Genomic DNA, 18,535 nt, shown 5'->3' with positions numbered 1-18,535 from the left:
ATCAATTAAATTTATGAATCAGAAGAGTTTTTACTCTTCTGATTTAAACATTATCATGAGGAATATTATTTGTTGTTTTGATATCAAGAAGTCTGTAAACGAGTAGGTGAATGGTTTGAGTTTATACTTGTAACGTATGGGGTGTAAAAAAGATGACGATGCTTATATAGTGATGGTTTCTTTAAAACAATAAAAATAAATACATTTTACCATGAAAAGAAAATATCTTATATCAACTCTTTTAGCTTCTATGCTAAACATCGTGGCTTTTGCCCAATCGACCGACGACCTCAACTTGTCGGCTATGATGCAATCGGCCGATCCGGCATTGTTCGTGCATGATTCCACGTACTATAACTGGTGTAATTCTATCATCAAAGATGATGCCGGAATTTACCATCTGTTCTATTCACGATGGCCTAAATCCATCGGTTTTTACTCTTGGTTGACACACTCTGAAATAGCACATGCTACAGCCTCCAAACCGGAGGGACCTTACAAAATGGGCAAAACCGTCCTGAAGGCCAGAAAAAGGTATTGGGATAACGTCACGGCCCATAATGTAAAAGTAAAGAAGTTCGATTACAATTATTATATGTATTATACTTCCACCAATACCGGTAAAGAAAAGTTGTCGGAAAACGACCTGGTTGAAGCTGCTAAAACAGGATATTCACACAAATACTGGCCTTTGTTGCGTTCTAACCAACGGACTGGTGTCGCTACGGCACAATCGCTGGAAGGGCCTTGGGAAAGAATGAACAAACCTATGATAGAACCTCACGGTCCTATCGGAACCGTAACCGTCAATCCCGCAATATGCCGGGGAGAAGATAGTAAGTATTACCTGATTATTAAAGGTGACGATGTAAAATCCAGTAAACCTCGTTTAATACAGGCGATAGGAACTTCCGATAGTCCTACCGGTCCATTTCGATTGGAAGACAAACCGGCTTTTGCTGATATACCTACCGAAGATGTATCTATGTGGTACGACAAAAACCGGAAACGTTATTATGCCATTTTTCATGCGCATGGAGGTAATTTTATCGGATTGATAACTTCCGAAGACGGCATCAACTGGCAAAAGGCCAAACATTATGAGGTCTGTAAAAAAGAAGTCCCGTTGAAAGATGGTACAGTCATGAAAGTGGAGCGGATGGAACGTCCTTTTGTGTATGTGGAAAACGGAGAACCGACGTTGCTTAGCTTCGGTGTCAAGAAAGGAAATGATGCGTTTATCGTATTCTTTAAATTAACGGAGCCAAAAGATAAGCAGAAGGTTTTAGCCGACCGGTGGGAGTTCCGGGGGATAGCCATCGACGACCCCGGTTACCACGTATGGGGTTCATCGCCCATTAAAGGTGAAGACGGTAAGATACATCTGTTTGCCACCCGTTGGAAAATAGAGCACAAGTTTGATCCCGGGTGGCGTTCACATAGCGAAATAGCCCATTACATAGCCGATAAACCGGAAGGTCCTTTTCGCTTTTTGAATGTCGTGCTTACCGGAACAGGGAAAAAAACTTGGGATAAATGCGGCATACATAACCCGGCCATCCATAAAGTGGGAGACAAATATGCTTTACTCTACATTTCTAACGATAATTACAAACAACCGCCTCATCCTAAAAACCAAAAGATAGGCATGTTGATCGCTGATCACTTGAACGGTCCGTGGAAGAAAGTCGGAAAAGACGGTTGTATCCTTTCTCCTTCCTCTAACCCGGATCATTGGACGAATAATGCCGGTAACGGTGTTGTCAATCCTGCCCTGCTGGTACATCCCAAAGGGGGATACTTGCTTTACTTCAAATCGAATAAGTCTCAAATGGGAGTTGCCTTTGCCGAACATATTGAAGGTCCTTATGTGATGTATCCCGAACCTGTCACCCGTAACAATTTAGCCATAGAAGACGGATATGCCTTTATCTGGAAAGACAAGATCTGTTTACTGACTACCGACAACCATGGTATACTGAACGAAGGAGGAGGTATCTTGTGGAGTTCGGATGATGGCATTACTTTTGACAGGAAAGAAGCCGGTTTTTATCCGTTCGAATATTATGTAGGGAAAGACCGATTGAAAAAAGCTAAAGGTCTTTATGGGAAAATGCCTAAATTTGAACGTCCGCAGGTATTAATGGAAAATGGGGAACCCTCTTGGTTGTATGTTCCTTCCGGCTTCAATATGAATGGAGATGATCATACAATTGTACATGTGTTGAAATTGAAATAATTATGTTTATGAAAAATATCATTTGTATCTTTTTTTTAGATGTCTTTTTGGGGATATCACTAAAAGCCCAAAATGAAATTCAACGGACTTATGAGCGGCATTGGGAACAAGGGTATGAAAAAATAAGGATTATTTCATACAATGTGTTTAATGGCTTTGACTGGAAAAAAGACAAAGACCGGCAGAACCGTTTTGTGGAATGGATCAGAAAACAAGATCCTGAGATATTAGCATTACAGGAATTGTGTGGCTTTACTCAGGAAAGTTTATTGGCAATGGCACAACAATGGGGACACCCTTATGCTGTTATATTGAAGGAGAATGGTTATCCGGTCGGAATTACTTCGAAGAAACCGATAAATCTTAAAGCAAAATTGCTGGAAAACTGTGGACATGGTTTATTGCATGTGGAAACTTATGGATATGATATTTTGGTTACTCATTTGAATCCGGGAGATACTGATAAACGTCGTGCAGAGGCTGGGTTTATTGTTCAATATATAAAAGAAAAGACATTGGATAAATGCCTTTTGATGGGAGATATGAATGCTCATTCTCCATTTGATGCAGATTATATGGAAGCGAATGCTATTGAGTTGTTAATGAAATACGGAGGAAAACAAAGTCATAATTTATTGGATGGAAATTTTGATTATTCTGTTATTTCAAGATTTTTGTCATTGCCATTCATTGATGTTTGCCGATGTTATGTCCCCGAAGATAAGCGAACAACATTTCCAACCGCTATATTGATGTATTTATCTCGGCATCAGGAAGTCCGAAAACGAGTAGGTGAACGGTTAGATTTTATACTTGCAACGCCTTTGATTGCTAAAGAGGTAACAGATGCGTTTATTTATAATGAAAAAGATACGGATTATTTGTCGGATCATTATCCGGTAGGTATTGATTTGTGTATAAAAGATAAACAAGATAAAATATGAAGAAAATTTGTACGGGATTGATATTTTCGATGATGGAGGTTTCTTCTTTGATGGCTCAGGAGAAACCCAACATCATTTTCTTTCTGGTGGATGATATGGGTTGGCAGGAAACCTCTGTCGCCTTCCACACGGAAAGAACTTGGTTGAACAACCATTACCATACACCCAATATGGAACGTTTGGAATTGCAGGGGATAAAGTTTACTCAGGCGTATGCTTGTCCTCTGTCTTCACCTAGCCGTATAAGTTTGATGACCGGGCAGAATGCGGCACGGCACAAAGTGACGAATTGGACATTGTTTAAGGATAAATCTTCCGACCGGCATACAAAGAATGAAGAGGTGGCCGTGTCGGAATGGAACGTAAACGGCATGTCCATGGTTCCCGGCGTTAAACATACTTTATGCGTGCGTGAAACACTGCCTTCCGTCTTGAAAAAGGCAGGTTATAAAACGATACATGTAGGAAAAGCTCATTGGGGGGCTATCGGGACACCGGGTGAAGAACCATTGAACTTGGGGTTCGATGTTAATATTGCAGGGCATGCAGCCGGAGGGCCGGGTAGTTATCATGGGACACGTAATTTCAGTGCCGCTTTCCGAAAGGGAGGTACCGAATGGGATGTCCCGGGATTGGAAAAGTATCATGGCAAAGATATCAATCTCACCGAAGCACTGACTTTGGAGGCTACCCGTGAGATGGAAAAGGCGGTAGATGAGAAAAAGCCGTTTTATCTTTATATGTCCCACTATGCTATCCATGCCCCGTGGGAAGAAGACAGCCGTTTTCTGGATAAATACAAGCAGATGGGCTTGACGGATTTCGAAGCTATTTATGCTTCTATGTTGGAAAGCATGGATAAGTCTTTGGGCGACCTGATGCAACATGTCCGCCGTTTGGGGATTGAAGACAATACGATAATCATATTTATGTCGGACAACGGCCAGCCGCGTCAAGCTAAAAAATATCCTCCGCTTAGAGGGCATAAGATAACGCCTTATGAAGGCGGGATCCGTGTGCCGATGTTGGTAAAGGTACCGGGTATGACGAAGGCGGGATCGGTTTGTGACGCTCCGGTTATCATAGAAGATATTTATCCCACTATTTTATCTTTGGCTTCGGCAACGGAATTTGCAGAAAATATAGGAACGGTAGACGGTCGTGATTTCTCTCCTTTATTGAGAGGGAAGAAGTCTATGGACAAGAACCGATCTTTCTTTTGGCATTATCCGCATATTTATGACATAAACGACCCGTACAGTGTCATCCGTAAAGGAGATTGGAAGTTGATTTGGCATTATGCCGACCAACGGGCGGAGTTGTTCAACTTGAAAGAGGATATAGGTGAGACGACCGATCTGATAGAAAAGGAACCGGCGAAAGCGGAGGCTTTGCGGAAAGAGTTGCGTGAATACCTGCAATCGGTGGATGCCTCTATTCCCTTGTCGAAGTCGACCAATAAGTCTTTAGGGTTGCCTTGATTCTGAAAGATATAGATGAAATAAAAAAACAAATAAATAGTATATGAAGAAAATTGAATTATTGTTCTTGTTGTTGTTCTTGGCTTTGTCTGTAAACGGGCAAGTGAAAGAAAGAATGCTTCCATTACCGACCCAAGCTCAATTGAATTGGCAAGGCGCAGAATTAGCGGTTCTTGTTTCTTACGACTTGCATGTGTTCGACGGAGTCAAATATAACCAGGCTTACAACCGTATCACTCCGATTCCTGATATAAATATATTTAATCCGGAACAGTTGGATACGGATCAGTGGATTCGTTCGGTAAAGGCGATGGGGGCTGGAATAGCAATCCTTACGGCTACCCATGAAACCGGTTTTGCTCTTTACCAGTCGGATGTGAATCCGTATTGCATGAAAGCCTTGAAGTGGAAAGACGGCAAGGGGGATATTGTCCGTGATTTCGTCAATTCTTGCCGGAAATATGGCGTTCAACCGGGTATCTATATCGGTATCCGTTGGAACTCTTTTCTGGGAGTACATGATTTCATAATGCCTAAAGACGGGACTAAATTTCAGGAAAACCGACAGATCTTCTATAATAAAATGTGTGAAGGAATGACGGAAGAGTTGATGTCCCGTTATGGAGATTTGGCTATTGTATGGTACGATGGAGGCGGGCATGGACCGGAATTGGGAGGAGCGGATATCCTTCCGATTGTAGAGAAATACCAGAAGAATATAATCTTCTATCACAACAGCCAGCGTGCAGATATTCGCTGGGGAGGTTCCGAATCGGGAATGGTTTCTTATCCTTGTTGGGGAACATTTCCATTTCCTTATTCCCATTCCAAAAGTCAGGATATAATCTTCAAGGATAACTTTAAATTGTTGAAAACAGGTGATCCGGAGGGCAAATACTATATGCCAGCCATGTCGGATGCCCCATTGAGAGGCTATAATGGGCGGCATGAGTGGTTTTGGGAGCCGGGAGACGATGCACATGTCTTTCCGTTGGAGCATCTGATGAAAATGTATTATGGTTCGGTCGGTCGTAATTCGACATTGATTCTGGGAGTAACACCGGATGACAGGGGATTGCTTCCGGATGTGGATGTCGCTCGCCTGAAAGAGTTTGGTGATGAAATACAACGTCGTTTTGGGAACCCGATAGCTACAACCCAAGGAGAAGGAAAGCGTTTACAGTTGAAATTGCCTGCAACGATAAAGATCAATGCAATTGTCATTGCAGAAGACATCCGCCAAGGCGAACGTGTCCGTAGTTATAAGGTGGAAGGGAAAGTGAATGGGAAATGGAAAACATTGGCTACGGGAAGTTGTATCGGACATAAACGGATCGAGGAGATAGAGCCCATAGAGGTTTCTGCTCTCAGGTTACAAATCGGAGAGTCGTTGGATCTTCCTGTCATTGCCGGTTTTTCCGTTTATTCATACTAACGTCTTACTTTGAAAAATATAATGAATGTCATGAAAAACAATTTATTCGTTTTATGTTGTACAGGTGCAGGGCTTCTGTCGGCATCTGTTATGCAAGCCAAAGAGAAACCTCGTAATGTCTTGTTTATTCTTGTAGACGATTACGGTTGGAATGATACCTCCTGTGGGGGCAGTCGGTTTTACGAAACCCCGAATATCGACCGGATTGCCCGGCAGGGAGTGATGTTTACCCAGGGCTATGCTGCCTGCCAGGTGTCCAGTCCGTCACGTGCCAGTATCATGACCGGTAAATCGCCAGCCCGCCACGGTATCACCAACTGGATCGGAGAAGCTTCGGGAGAGGCATGGCGTAAAATGGGTCGCCATTCCAAACTGCTTCCGGCTGAGTATGCCTGGAAAATGTCCCAGGAAGAACAGACATTGCCGGAAACATTAAAACAACATGGTTATAAAACCTTTATGGCAGGCAAGTGGCATATCGGAGGGGAAGGATCTACTCCGGAAGATCATGGCTTTGAAATCAATATAGGTGGTTTCGAAGCCGGTAGTCCTGTCGGAGGTTACTTCTCTCCTTATAAGAATCCTAAATTGCCGGATGGTCCGAAAGGTGAAAATCTTTCCATGCGGTTGGCACAAGAAACATCTAAATTTATAGGAGAACAAACGAAGAAAAACAAAAAGCAGCCTTTCTTCGCTTATTTGTCTTTTTATGCCGTGCACGGTCCTATCCAGACTACGGAAGAAAACTGGAATTACTTTCGGAATAAAGCCGACTCGATGGGGATAGCTCCGGAAGGTTTTAAGGTAGACCGCACATTACCGGTTCGTCAGAAACAGGATAATCCAATCTATGCCGGTCTGATCAAACAAATGGATGACGCGGTAGGCGTGGTATTGGATAAATTGGAAGAATTGGGACTGATGGAAAATACATTGATTATTTTCACCGGTGACAATGGTGGTGTGTCTTCCGGTGATAATTATTCGACATCGTGCTTGCCGTTGCGTGGTGGAAAAGGCCGTCAGTGGGAAGGCGGTTTGCGTGTCCCGTTTATTATTCAGGATCCGGACTGTCCGCTTCATGGAACGACGACGGATGTTCCTGTAATCGGTACAGACTTTTATCCGACTATCCTTGAGTATGCAGGTTTGCCGTTATTGCCGGAGCAACATGTCGATGGGCGGAGTCTGATACCTGTATTGGAAGGTTCAGAACTTCCGTCGAGGGCACTGTATTGGCATTATCCTCATTACGGGAATCAAGGTGGTGAACCCTCTTCCGTAATTCGTGACGGTGATTGGAAACTGATTCATTATTATGAAGACGGGAGAAACGAATTGTATAATCTGAAGATAGATGAAACGGAATCGGAACCGTTGAATGCCCAATATCCGGATAAAGTGGAGTTTTTGAGTCAGAAGTTATCCGTATGGCTGACAGAAGCCGGAGCCAAATATCCGACACCTGACTCTCAATATGATCCGGTCAAAGAAGCCGCTTATAAAAAGAGAGTGCAGACCGATAACTTGTTGAGGTTGGAAAAAGAACGCAAGCAGCAACTTTCTCCGGGCTTTGAACCGAATAAGACGTGGTGGGATAGTAAAGTAATTGATTAAGACGAGAGTTATGAGAAGGTTCGTTTTATTCTTTTTGTCTGTTTGGGCAGTGGTCTTGTCTCTTTCCGCCCAAGAGGTAGATGTTTTTTTAATCGGTGGGCAGTCGAATGCAACGGGGCAAGGATACGTCAGGAATATTCCGGCTACTTTTAAGGTGGATACAACGGTTCGGTTCTATTATTCCCGTTTTCTCAATCAGGGGGAAGGCGGTGGACAGTGGACGGCTTTGTGCCAGGCATCTGAAACAAAAGACAAGTTCGGTGTGGAGCTGAGTCTGGGTACAAAGTTGCAATTTTTATATCCCGAACGTCGTATCGCATTGATAAAACATGCTTTGTCCGGTTCTAATCTGTATAAACAATGGAATCCGGGTAATCGTTCGGGAGATATCCGAGGAGAAGAATATGTAAAGTTTGTCGAGACGGTAAAGAATGCACTTGTTGATCTGAAGAAGCAGGGATATCGTCCCATTATCAGGGCGATGGTCTGGCAACAGGGAGAAGCGGATGCCCGTGATATCGCCGGTATGGATCAATCCCGTCGGTATGGCCCGAATCTGAAGAATTTTATAGAACAGGTACGGGAAGAGTTCGGCTGTAAAGAGATGTTATTTGTCTACGGAACGGTTATGCCTTTGGCTGCTCTGCGTTTTACTGGTCGTGAGTTGGTGAAGGAGGCTCAGGCGGCAATTGCCGAAAATTCAGGCTCCGAACTGTCGGTAAAGAATGCCTTGTTAGTTTCTGCGGATGACTTACAAATGAGGTGCAATGATTATCAAACACCTATGCCCAAGGATGATGTACATTTAGGTACCTATGGTATCCTGACATTGGGTGAACGGTTTGCAGATGCTATTTATCAAAAGTTGAAATAAGGAGGGGGAGTATTTCACCCTTTCTTCTGCTTCTTATACTCCCTCGGTGACATCCCCATCACCTTGCTGAACAGGCGGGAGAAGTAGTAGGTGTCTTCGATTCCTATCTTAAAGCAGATCTGGTTTACTTTCATATCGGTGAAGTCCAGCAGCTGGCAGGCCTGCTGTATCTTCAGTTGGTTGAAGTAGGTGAGCGGGGCATAGCCGGTGCGTTTGCTGAACAGCACGGAAAAGTGGGAGGGGGAATAGCCGGTATGGGTTGCCAGGTCGGCCAGTGTGAGCCGTTTCTCCAGGTTCTCTTTCATGAAGTGGATGGCGGCCGTTACGATGTCGTTTTTGTCGGATTCGCTGCGGGCGGCTTCGCGGTATTGTTGCAGGTAACGTAAAGAACCCAGGTAATAGTGGAAAGCGGAACAGGCATACAACAGGTTTTCGTGGCTGTAACCCATTTCCAGCGTGCGGAATATCTCTTCAAAAAGATCGTTGCGGTTGCTGATCCGGGACTGCACGCTCGGCTTTATCTCGACCGGGCGGGCAGCCTGTCCTGCAAAATAAGAAGCCAGCTTCCCTTTGAAATGGATCCAGTAGATCGTCCAGGGATTCGTTTCGTCGGAACCGTAAGCATGGGGCACGCCGGCCGGGAGGATGAAATACTGGTTGGCCGTAACCGTAAATTCCTGATCACCGATGCGGAACCATCCGGCACCTTCTATGCAATAGATGAAAACGAACTGGCTGACCGGCTCCAGGCGTTCGCGAAAATGATGCAACGCCTTTGGATAATAGCCGATGTCTGTAATGTGAAGGATCGATGAAAGCGCATCTTTCTCCATCTCCTGTACGACCGATTGGGGAAGTACAAGCGCGCGTTCGCCGCTAAAACCGTCTTTTCGTTTGATCATGGTACCGGATTTATAGATGTGTGCAAAGATATATTATTTATCTTTATCCCCGATTAATAAAAGAGAAGAATGAAGCCGGTTATACGACTATTGAATAAACCATTCGACTTGTTGGAGTCTTTGCGGATGCGGATGCTTTTTGCTATCGGCATGGGGATATTCTGTACCTTTTTTCTCTATCTCTTCTCTCCGTTCAATATAATCTCCTGGATCGGATACCTGTCTCCTTTCCGGTCGTTCGCTTTAGTCGGCTTACTGGCTATCGGATGCCTGGCCATCCTGTTTTCACAGTTGTTGCAGGCTTTTCTTTGGAGAAAGCAACCGATGATAATGCTTCATCTTCTTCTGGGATACCTCTTGGATGCGCTCTTTCTGATCGTCTCTTTGGGGATCTTATACCGTAGTCCGGATAATCCCTGGATAACGAATCTGTTCCAGACAGCCCGGATGGTTATACCCATCCTGTTCCTATATTATCTGGTCGGGCTCAACCTGCTGGCTTTGCTGAAGCTGAGGAGGGAACAGAAGGCTTCTTTGCAGAAAGCCGAGTCGTTCAAAGAAGAGCCGGTTTTGCCGGAAAGGATCAATATTACCGATGAAAACGGCCAATTACGTCTTTCTCTCAAGCCGGACGACCTGCTGTATATTGAATCGGCCGACAACTATGTGCTGGTTTATTTCAGAAAGGAACAGCGGATCGTCAGGGAGCTGATCAGGAACTCATTGAAGAATATGGAGGAAATGCTGGCACCTTTGGGTAGCCTTCGTTGCCACCGTTCCTATCTGGTGAACAGGGAAGCCATACATTATCTGCGGAAGTCAGGGCGTACCTATGAGATAGAGATCAGCGGGATGGAGCGTACTGTTCCGGTCTCCCGGGGGTATGTCGAACTGGTGAAGGAGGCGCTGGAGATATAGCCTGTTTGCCCCTTTGCCCATTCGTCCCGGAATGGTGCTGTTTACCCCGAAAACCTCTTCATTGCAGGAAAAGGCCTCTATCTTTGCCGCTGTTGAGTTCAACAAGATTAGTAATCATTAAAAAGTGAATTGTTATGAAACAGATCGTATGTATTTTATTTTGTATGTTATTCTCGCTGACCGTGTCGGCACAGGACAAAACAGACGGTTTATCCGGTAAATGGGAGTTTAGCGCCACAGATGTTCCTTACGGATATGAAACAGGGAATATCGAATTCCAGACGAAAGAGGGTAAACTGAACGTGATCCTTAGTATTAGTTATAATAAGATCACCATCGATCAGATAGAGCAAGCGGGGGATACTTACAAATGCGACCTGAATATCGAAGGCAGTGATGTGAACATCTCATTCAAGCAGAAGGCCGGAAAGCTGGAAGCTGACGTAACTGTGGACGGATCGCCGATAGGAATAAGCTTTAAGAAAATGGAGTGATCGGCTAGAAACAAAGACGCTCATTTTGGTACCGGCCTGGAGAGGAAAATCGTAAGATAATCCATCTTCAAGTCGGTTTTATCTATTTTGTAGTTTCCTGAAAGACTGTTTCTTTGCACCATAACTTTAATACTACTACCATGAAGCGTACAACTGCTTACTTATTACTTATCTGTCTGGTCTCAGCTATGGGAGGATTGCTATTCGGTTACGACTGGGTGGTGATCGGTGGCGCTAAAATATTCTATGAACCGTTTTTCGGCCTGGAAGGTTCTGCCGCTCTCCGCGGGTGGGCGATGAGTAGTGCACTGATCGGTTGTCTGGCAGGTGCTTTATTGTCCGGCGAATGGAGCGATAAGTACGGACGTAAAAAGATGCTGATCATCGCTTCTTTCCTTTTTGTATGGTCGGCCTACGGAACCGGGGCGGTCGATAGTTTCACCTGGTTTATAATCTATCGTATTCTTGGCGGTTTCGGCATCGGGATTGCATCGAATATTTCTCCTGTATATATTGCGGAAGTGGCTCCGGCATCGGTTCGCGGAAAGTTCGTTTCGCTGAATCAGCTTACTATTGTGCTGGGTATCCTGATGGCGCAGTTGGCTAACTGGCAGATCGGAGAGTACTTTACCAAAGGAAGTGAAGTGCTGAGTGCCGAAAGTGTGGAATGGGCTTGGCGGTGGATGTTCTGGGCGGAACTGGTTCCGGCCGGATTATTCTTCGTGCTTTCTTTTATTATACCGGAGAGTCCCCGCTGGCTGGCAACGGTTCAGAAGACGACCCAAGCCAGGAACATATTGATACGTATCGGCGGCGACCAATATGCCGACCAGACATTGAACGAACTGGCACAACTGACGGGTAAGCAGGAAGAGAAAGTCAACTGGAGCGCCTTGCTTCAGCCGGGAGTACGGAATGTGCTGATTATCGGGATCGTGCTGGCCATCTTCCAGCAATGGTGCGGTATCAATGTGATCTTTAATTATGCACACGAGATCTTTTCGGAAGCCGGTTATGCCGTATCCGATGTCCTGATGAATATCGTGGTGACGGGTGTCACGAATGTGATCTTTACTTTCGTTGCCATCTATACTGTGGATAAATGGGGCAGACGAAGCCTGATGTTTGTCGGCTCGGCCGGACTGGCGATCATATATGTTATTCTGGGTACCTGCTATTTCTTCGGGATAAGCGGTTGGCCGATGTTGCTGCTGGTGGTGATGGCCATTGCCTGCTATGCCATGTCGCTGGCCCCGGTCGTATGGGTCGTGCTTTCCGAGATATTCCCGGTGCGGATACGCGGAATGGCGATGGCGATCTCGACTTTCTTCCTCTGGGTGGCCTGCTTCGTGCTGACCTATACGTTCCCGATATTGAATGAAGCGGTAGGTGCTTCGGGTACCTTCTGGCTGTATGGTATTATCTGTCTGTCCGGATTTTTCTTTATCCGTGCCAAACTCCCTGAAACAAAAGGTAAGACTCTGGAAGAACTGGAAAAAGAATTAACAAAATAAATATACTGAAATGACTGAAAATGTGAAAGTTTGGGAAGAAGATATCCTTCTTCCTACCTACGGTATTGGCAAAGCCGAAAAGAATCCGATGTTCCTGGAGAAGCGTGTCTACCAGGGAAGCAGCGGGGTGGTTTATCCTTATCCGGTAGTGGAAAAGATAGAAGATACCTGCGAAGATAAGAGTTACCATGCCGTATGGATGGAAAACGAATATATAAAGGTAATGATCCTGCCCGAGCTGGGCGGACGTGTACAGATGGCGTACGATAAGATCAAAAAACGCCATTTCATCTACTATAACCATGTTATCAAACCCGCTTTGGTCGGTCTGACCGGGCCGTGGATCTCCGGTGGTATCGAGTTTAACTGGCCGCAGCATCACCGTCCGAGTACGTTCCTTCCGATCGACTTTACAATCGAACGTTGTGCCGACGGCAGTGCCATTGTCTGGGTGAGCGAACGCGAACGTATGTTCCACCAGAAAGGAATGGCCGGTTTTACGTTGCGTCCGGGCCGTGCCGTGCTCGAGATACAGGGTAAACTGTATAATCCGACTCCGATGCCCCAGACGTTCCTTTGGTGGGCGAATCCGGCGGTGGCTGTGAACGATGCCTATCAATCGGTATTCCCTGCTGACGTAAATGCGGTGTTCGATCATGGCAAACGCGATGTGTCCCGTTATCCGATTGCAACAGGCACATATTATAAGATGGATTATTCGGCGGGTGTGGATATCTCCCGTTACAAGAATATCCCGGTACCTACTTCCTATATGGCGATCCGTTCCGATTACAACTTTGTGGGCGGTTATGAGAATGACACCCGTGCCGGTGTATTACACGTGGCGAACCATCATATCTCACCGGGTAAGAAGCAATGGACTTGGGGAAATGGCGACTTCGGCCAGGCCTGGGATCGTAACCTGACAGACTCGGACGGCCCGTATATCGAGCTCATGACCGGTGTCTATACCGACAATCAGCCCGACTTCACCTGGTTACAGCCTTACGAAGAGAAAACCTTTACCCAATACTTCATGCCTTACCGCGAACTGGGTGTGGTGAAGAATGCTTCTTCCGAGCTTTTGATGAATATCGAACCCGATGGAAAGGGGGCCTTGCTAAAAATATTTGCTACTTCCGTACAGAAGGACTTGCATATCGTAGTGGAGAAATCCGGCGAGATCTGCCTGGATATGACTGGCGACATCACCCCCGAAAACATCTTCGAAGCGTTTGTCCCTATCGACAGCCTCACAGATGTAAAAGTGTGTATCTCCAATGCCAAAGGAAAGCAGATGCTTGCCTGGGAGCCGGAGCCCGATGTGATCAAGGAAGTGCCCGAACCGGCCAAAGCAGCGCTCGATCCGGCAGATGTCCGTACCACGGAACAATTGTACCTGACAGGTTTGCACCTGGAACAATATCGCCATGCCACTTATTCGGCCACTGATTATTACGCGGAAGCTATCCGCCGTGACCCAACCGATGTCCGCAACAATAATGCGATGGGCTTGTGGCTGATCCGTAAAGGACAGTTCGCCAAGGCTGAACCTTATCTGCGCCAGGCAGTAAAGACTTTGACGGAACGGAACCCGAACCCTTATGACGGCGAACCGTTGTATAACCTCGGCCTTTCTCTGAAATACCAGGGCAAGACGGAAGAAGCTTACGACTCTTTCTACAAGGCTTGCTGGAACGCAGCCTGGCAGGATGCCGGATATTATTCGCTGGCACAGTTATCCGCCGCCCGTGGTGATTGGGAAGAAGCACTCGATGAAATCGACAAATCTTTGCTCCGCAACTGGCATAACCTGCGCGGACGTCATTTGAAAGCCGCTATCCTTCGCCACCTGGGAAGAAAAGAGGAAGCCCTGTCACTAATTGAGGAATCGCTTCGTATCGACCGTTTCAACTTCGGTTGCGGTTTTGAGAAGTTCCTGCTCACCGGTAGTGATGCCGACTGGCAGGCTTTGGTCTCCCTGATGCGTCCGGAAGCCCATAATTATGAAGAACTGGCACTCGACTATGCTTCGGCCGGTTGTTGGGAAGAAGCACTGGCAGTAGCTGACAAGGCGATCCGCCTGAATGTATCGGGCCAGACAATGCTGCATTATTACAAATCCTGGTTCCTGATCCGTCTGGATCGGAAGGAAGAGGCATTGGCCGCTATCCATGAGGCAGAGCAACAGATTCCGGATTGTTGTTTCCCCAATGTGCTGGAAGCTATCCTTGCTCTTCAGGCGGTGATCGATTTTGCCGCTGAAACACCGAAGGCACTCTATTACCTGGGTAACTTATGGTACGATAAACGCCAGTACCCGGAAGCAATTGCAGCCTGGGAGACTTCCATGAAACAGGATGATACCTTCCCGACCGTATTGCGTAACCTGTCGCTGGCTTACTTTAACAAGCTGGACAGACAGGAGGAAGCCGTAACATTACTGGAGAAAGCTTTCGCCCTGGATACAACCGACGCCCGCATCCTGATGGAGCTCGATCAATTATATAAGCGGTTGAATCGTCCGCATGCCGAACGGTTGGCGTTCCTGGACAAATATAAGGATATAGCCTTTGGTCGCGACGACCTGTATCTGGAATACCTGACCTTGTTGAATCAGCTCGGTCGTTATGAAGAAGCGATCCGCATGATCGATGCCCGTAAGTTCCATCCGTGGGAAGGGGGAGAAGGAAAGGTGCCGGCACAATATCAACTGGCACGTGTCGAACTGGTTAAGAAACTATTGGCTGAAGAAAAATATACGGAAGCATTATCCCTGATTGAAGAATGTTTCGTCTATCCGCATAACCTCGGAGAAGGAAAACTGTACGGTGCCCAGGAGAACGACTTCAATTATTATAAGGCCTGTGCACTGCAAGGTCTGGGTAAGAAGGCAGAAGCCGAAACTCTCTTCCTTGAAGCCAGCGTAGGAAACAGCCAGCCGGCTGCCGCCATGTATTACAATGACCAGAAGCCGGATAAGATATTCTATCAGGGATTGGCCTTGCGCAAACTGGGACGTGAGGAGGAGGCCCGCGGCCGTTTCAATAACCTGATCTCTTACGGAGAGAAGCATTTGTATGATGTCTTTAAGATGGACTACTTTGCCGTTTCTTTGCCCGACTTGCAGATATGGGAAGATGATATGAACAAGAAGAACCGTATCCATTGCAACTATCTGATGGCACTCGGACATCTGGGATTGGGGAATAATGAAAAGGCTATGACCTATTTCAATGCCGCTGCCGGGATGGATAATAACCATCAGGGCGTGCAGATACACCGGGAAATGATTAAATAAGGGTTTGAATTATGAAAAGTAAGACGAAGCAATTTCTGTTTGTATGTATAAGCTTGTTGATGTTTTCTGCTTGTAAGGAAACATCACCGGTGATCTCTTTGGCCGGGGAGTGGCAGTTTGCGATGGATAGTACGGATGTCGGTCTATCGGAGAAATGGTTCGACCGTTCGTTTGCCGATAAAATCCGGCTACCGGGAACGACCGATGAAGCCGGGTACGGTATCCCTAACAGCTTGCCGCCTTCGGTAGAGAAACCGCAGATCCTTCATCTTACCCGTAAGAACAGTTATATAGGGCCGGTCTGGTATTCGCGTGAAGTAACGATCCCGTCCGGCTGGAAAGGCAAATCCGTCGAGTTGAAACTGGAACGTGTTATCTGGCAGACCTCGGTCTGGGTGGACGGAAATCCTGTTCCGGGTAGCTGCGAAAGCCTGATCAGCCCGCATTATTTTGACCTGACAGGCTATCTGACACCCGGTAAACATCAGTTGACCGTTCGTGTAGACAACCGGAAACGATATGATATTACCGTCAACGATATGGCTCATGCCTATACCAACGAAACACAGATCATGTGGAACGGTATCATTGGCGAAATATCCCTTACAGCAAAAGAAGCCCTTTCCATCGAGGATTTACAGGTTTATCCGGATGTTACCGGCCGGCAAATCCATGTGAAAGGAAAGATAAGCAACCGGGGAGAAGCTGCGAAAGGTATTTTACAGGCTGTAGTACAAAAACAGGAGAATAACCCTATTACAACCGTAACGCGTGATATGGATTTTCCGTCGGGAGAAACACTGGTGGATATCACTTGTCCGATGGGTGACTCGATGCAGGTATGGAGTGAGTTTACCCCGACATTATATCAATTGGATCTGAAGGTGGAGGCCGGTTTGGTGAAGGCAAAAGGGAGTGCTAAGTTTGGTATGCGCGAATTCAGCCGAAACCAATCAGATCTGTTGTTAAACGGAAAGAAGGTCTTTCTGCGCGGAACGCTCGAATGTTGTATCTTCCCGCTTACTGGATGTCCGCCGATGGAGCCGGAAGGATGGAAGAAAGTGTTCCTGACTGCCCGCGAATGGGGGTTGAACCATCTGCGTTTCCATTCCTGGTGTCCGCCCGAAGCGGCTTTTCAGGTGGCTGACTCGTTGGGTTTTTATCTGCAGGTAGAGCTTCCGCTCTGGTCGGTAAATGTTGGACGGGATAAGAATATGAATGAATTTCTGTATGCCGAAGCCGATCGTATCCTGGCTGAATATGGCAATCATCCCTCTTTCAGTTTCTTCTGTCTGGGGAATGAGTTGCAGCCTGACTTTAATTTCCTGTCTCAGTTGTTGGGTTATGTAAAAGCAAAAGACTCACGTCACTTATATACAACCACCGCTTTCACTTTTGAGAGTGGGCATGGTGACTGGCCTGAGCCGGGCGACGATTTCTTTATCACCCAACGAACGAAGAAAGGGTGGGTACGTGGTCAGGGGGTATTCGACAGTGAGTCTCCTTCGTTCGACAAAGATTATGTGGCTTCCGTAGAAGGAATGACCGTTCCGCTGGTAACGCATGAGATCGGTCAGTATTCGGTGTACCCTAATCTGAAGGAGATCGATAAATACACCGGTGTACTCGATCCGTTGAATTTTAAAGGAGTGAAGCAGGAACTGGAAAAGAAAGGCCTGCTGGATAAAGCCGACGATTATTTGAAAGCGTCCGGTTACCTGGCAACTATTCTATATAAAGAAGAAGTTGAACGTGCGATGAAAACGGCCGGATGCAGTGGTTTCCAGTTGCTCGACCTGCATGATTTCCCCGGACAGGGAACGGCTTTGGTCGGTTTGTTGGATGCTTTCTGGGATAGCAAGGGGGTAACGGATGCGGCTACGTTCCGTCAGGCCAGCTCTCCGGTAGTTCCTCTGGTGCGTTTCCCGAAAGCAGTATATACCAATAACGAGTCTTTTACGGCTGCGGTTGAGGTTGCCAACTTTACAGACCGGGAATTAAAAGATCAGACCCTTTCCTGGTCATTGAAGGATGAAAAGGGAAAAGAAGTGAATAAAGGGACGATTGCCTGTCCGTCACTCTCTATCGGTTTGAACAAATTGTCCGGAACGATCGTCAGTCCGTTGGATCAGCCTGAAGCAACACGGTTAACCTTATCGCTTGCTTTGGAGAATACTCCTTACAAAAATGAATGGAGCGTATGGGTATATCCGGCTCAACTGAGTCCGGATAAAGGGGAAATCGTTGTTACCCGTGATCTGAATGAAGCCCGGAAAGCATTGGCTAGTGGAAAGAAAGTATTGTATAATCCGGATTATAAGAAGACCGCAGGTCTGGAAGGAAAATTCGTTCCGGTATTCTGGAGCCCCGTACATTTCCCGAAACAAGCCGGTTCGATGGGCATCTTATGTGATGCCAACCATCCGGCATTCGGCCGGTTCCCGACAGGAAACTATACCGACTGGCAATGGTGGTCGCTTCTGAAACAGTCTAAAACAGTCGTACTGGATAGTCTTTCTTCCGTAACCCCGCTAGTAGAGGTTGTCGACAACTTCGCTAACAACCGCCGACTGAGCAATCTCTTTGAGGCAAAAGTGGGAGAGGGTAAACTGATCTTCTGCTCTATGGATCTGCTGTCCGATTGGGCACAACGTCCTGAAGCACGGCAATTATACTTCAGCCTGCTGGAGTACATGAAAAGTGACGCTTTCCATCCGTCATCTGCGATGGAATCGGATGTTTTATCTCAATTACGTCTGGGTGGAGCACCTTCGGGTGTGAGCAAACCGGAAGATATTTATTAATATTAAGAATGA

The 18,535-nt window shown here is 46.4% G+C and carries 12 protein-coding genes; 11 read left to right on the top strand and 1 reads right to left on the bottom strand.

Features of this window, described 5'->3' with window-relative positions:
- Window positions 1-211 precede the first annotated feature (211 nt).
- The 6 genes from HMPREF1536_RS27850 to HMPREF1536_RS08415 are packed head-to-tail and all read left to right on the top strand — an operon-like array spanning window position 212 to window position 8,590.
- On the top strand, window positions 212-2,239 hold the full coding sequence (locus tag HMPREF1536_RS27850; RefSeq protein WP_181988988.1) for a glycoside hydrolase family protein: 2,028 nt from the start codon (window positions 212-214) through the stop codon (window positions 2,237-2,239).
- A gap of 8 nt (window positions 2,240-2,247) precedes the next feature.
- The gene (locus HMPREF1536_RS08435) at window positions 2,248-3,183 is read left to right on the top strand and encodes an endonuclease/exonuclease/phosphatase family protein (protein WP_157395704.1); all 936 of its coding nucleotides are present in this window, start codon (window positions 2,248-2,250) and stop codon (window positions 3,181-3,183) included.
- Window positions 3,180-4,664: a sulfatase gene (locus HMPREF1536_RS08430; RefSeq protein WP_028726601.1), complete on the top strand. Its 1,485-nt coding sequence runs from the start codon at window positions 3,180-3,182 to the stop codon at window positions 4,662-4,664. The genes HMPREF1536_RS08435 and HMPREF1536_RS08430 overlap by 4 nt, the downstream gene beginning before the upstream one ends.
- Window positions 4,665-4,707: 43 nt before the next feature.
- Entirely contained in the window at window positions 4,708-6,099 is a 1,392-nt protein-coding gene (locus HMPREF1536_RS08425) for an alpha-L-fucosidase (protein WP_081693258.1), read from the top strand.
- Between the two features lie 30 nt (window positions 6,100-6,129).
- Complete coding sequence (locus tag HMPREF1536_RS08420) at window positions 6,130-7,716, top strand: sulfatase (protein WP_087880976.1); 1,587 nt, start codon at window positions 6,130-6,132, stop codon at window positions 7,714-7,716.
- Window positions 7,717-7,726: 10 nt separating this feature from the next.
- Complete coding sequence (locus tag HMPREF1536_RS08415; RefSeq protein ID WP_028726598.1) at window positions 7,727-8,590, top strand: sialate O-acetylesterase; 864 nt, start codon at window positions 7,727-7,729, stop codon at window positions 8,588-8,590.
- Between the two features lie 14 nt (window positions 8,591-8,604).
- Here HMPREF1536_RS08415 and HMPREF1536_RS08410 read toward each other — a convergent pair whose 3' ends face one another.
- Window positions 8,605-9,492, bottom strand: coding sequence for an AraC family transcriptional regulator (locus HMPREF1536_RS08410; protein ID WP_028726597.1), 888 nt, complete (start codon window positions 9,490-9,492; stop codon window positions 8,605-8,607).
- 69 nt (window positions 9,493-9,561) lie between these two features.
- On the opposite strand from HMPREF1536_RS08410, the gene HMPREF1536_RS26580 reads away from it, so the two are divergent.
- The 5 genes from HMPREF1536_RS26580 to HMPREF1536_RS08385 all read left to right on the top strand — a co-directional run bounded on the left by HMPREF1536_RS26580 (window position 9,562) and on the right by HMPREF1536_RS08385 (window position 18,523).
- Window positions 9,562-10,410 carry a LytR/AlgR family response regulator transcription factor gene (locus HMPREF1536_RS26580; protein WP_081693257.1) on the top strand — a complete coding sequence of 283 codons (849 nt, stop codon included), beginning with the start codon at window positions 9,562-9,564 and terminating at the stop codon, window positions 10,408-10,410.
- 134 nt (window positions 10,411-10,544) lie between these two features.
- Window positions 10,545-10,904, top strand: coding sequence for a hypothetical protein (locus HMPREF1536_RS08400; protein ID WP_028726595.1), 360 nt, complete (start codon window positions 10,545-10,547; stop codon window positions 10,902-10,904).
- 140 nt (window positions 10,905-11,044) lie between these two features.
- Complete coding sequence (locus HMPREF1536_RS08395) at window positions 11,045-12,418, top strand: sugar porter family MFS transporter (RefSeq protein WP_028726594.1); 1,374 nt, start codon at window positions 11,045-11,047, stop codon at window positions 12,416-12,418.
- 10 nt (window positions 12,419-12,428) lie between these two features.
- The gene (locus tag HMPREF1536_RS08390) at window positions 12,429-15,719 is read left to right on the top strand and encodes a DUF5107 domain-containing protein (RefSeq protein ID WP_028726593.1); all 3,291 of its coding nucleotides are present in this window, start codon (window positions 12,429-12,431) and stop codon (window positions 15,717-15,719) included.
- An 11-nt stretch (window positions 15,720-15,730) separates the two neighbouring features.
- On the top strand, window positions 15,731-18,523 hold the full coding sequence (locus tag HMPREF1536_RS08385) for a glycoside hydrolase family 2 protein (protein ID WP_044191466.1): 2,793 nt from the start codon (window positions 15,731-15,733) through the stop codon (window positions 18,521-18,523).
- Window positions 18,524-18,535 lie beyond the last annotated feature (12 nt).

This window comes from Parabacteroides gordonii MS-1 = DSM 23371, assembly GCF_000969825.1.
GTDB classification, from domain to species: Bacteria; Bacteroidota; Bacteroidia; order Bacteroidales; family Tannerellaceae; genus Parabacteroides; species Parabacteroides gordonii.
The sequence above is the reverse complement of the archived record's forward strand: the minus strand, read 5'-3'. Positions and strand labels throughout refer to the sequence as shown.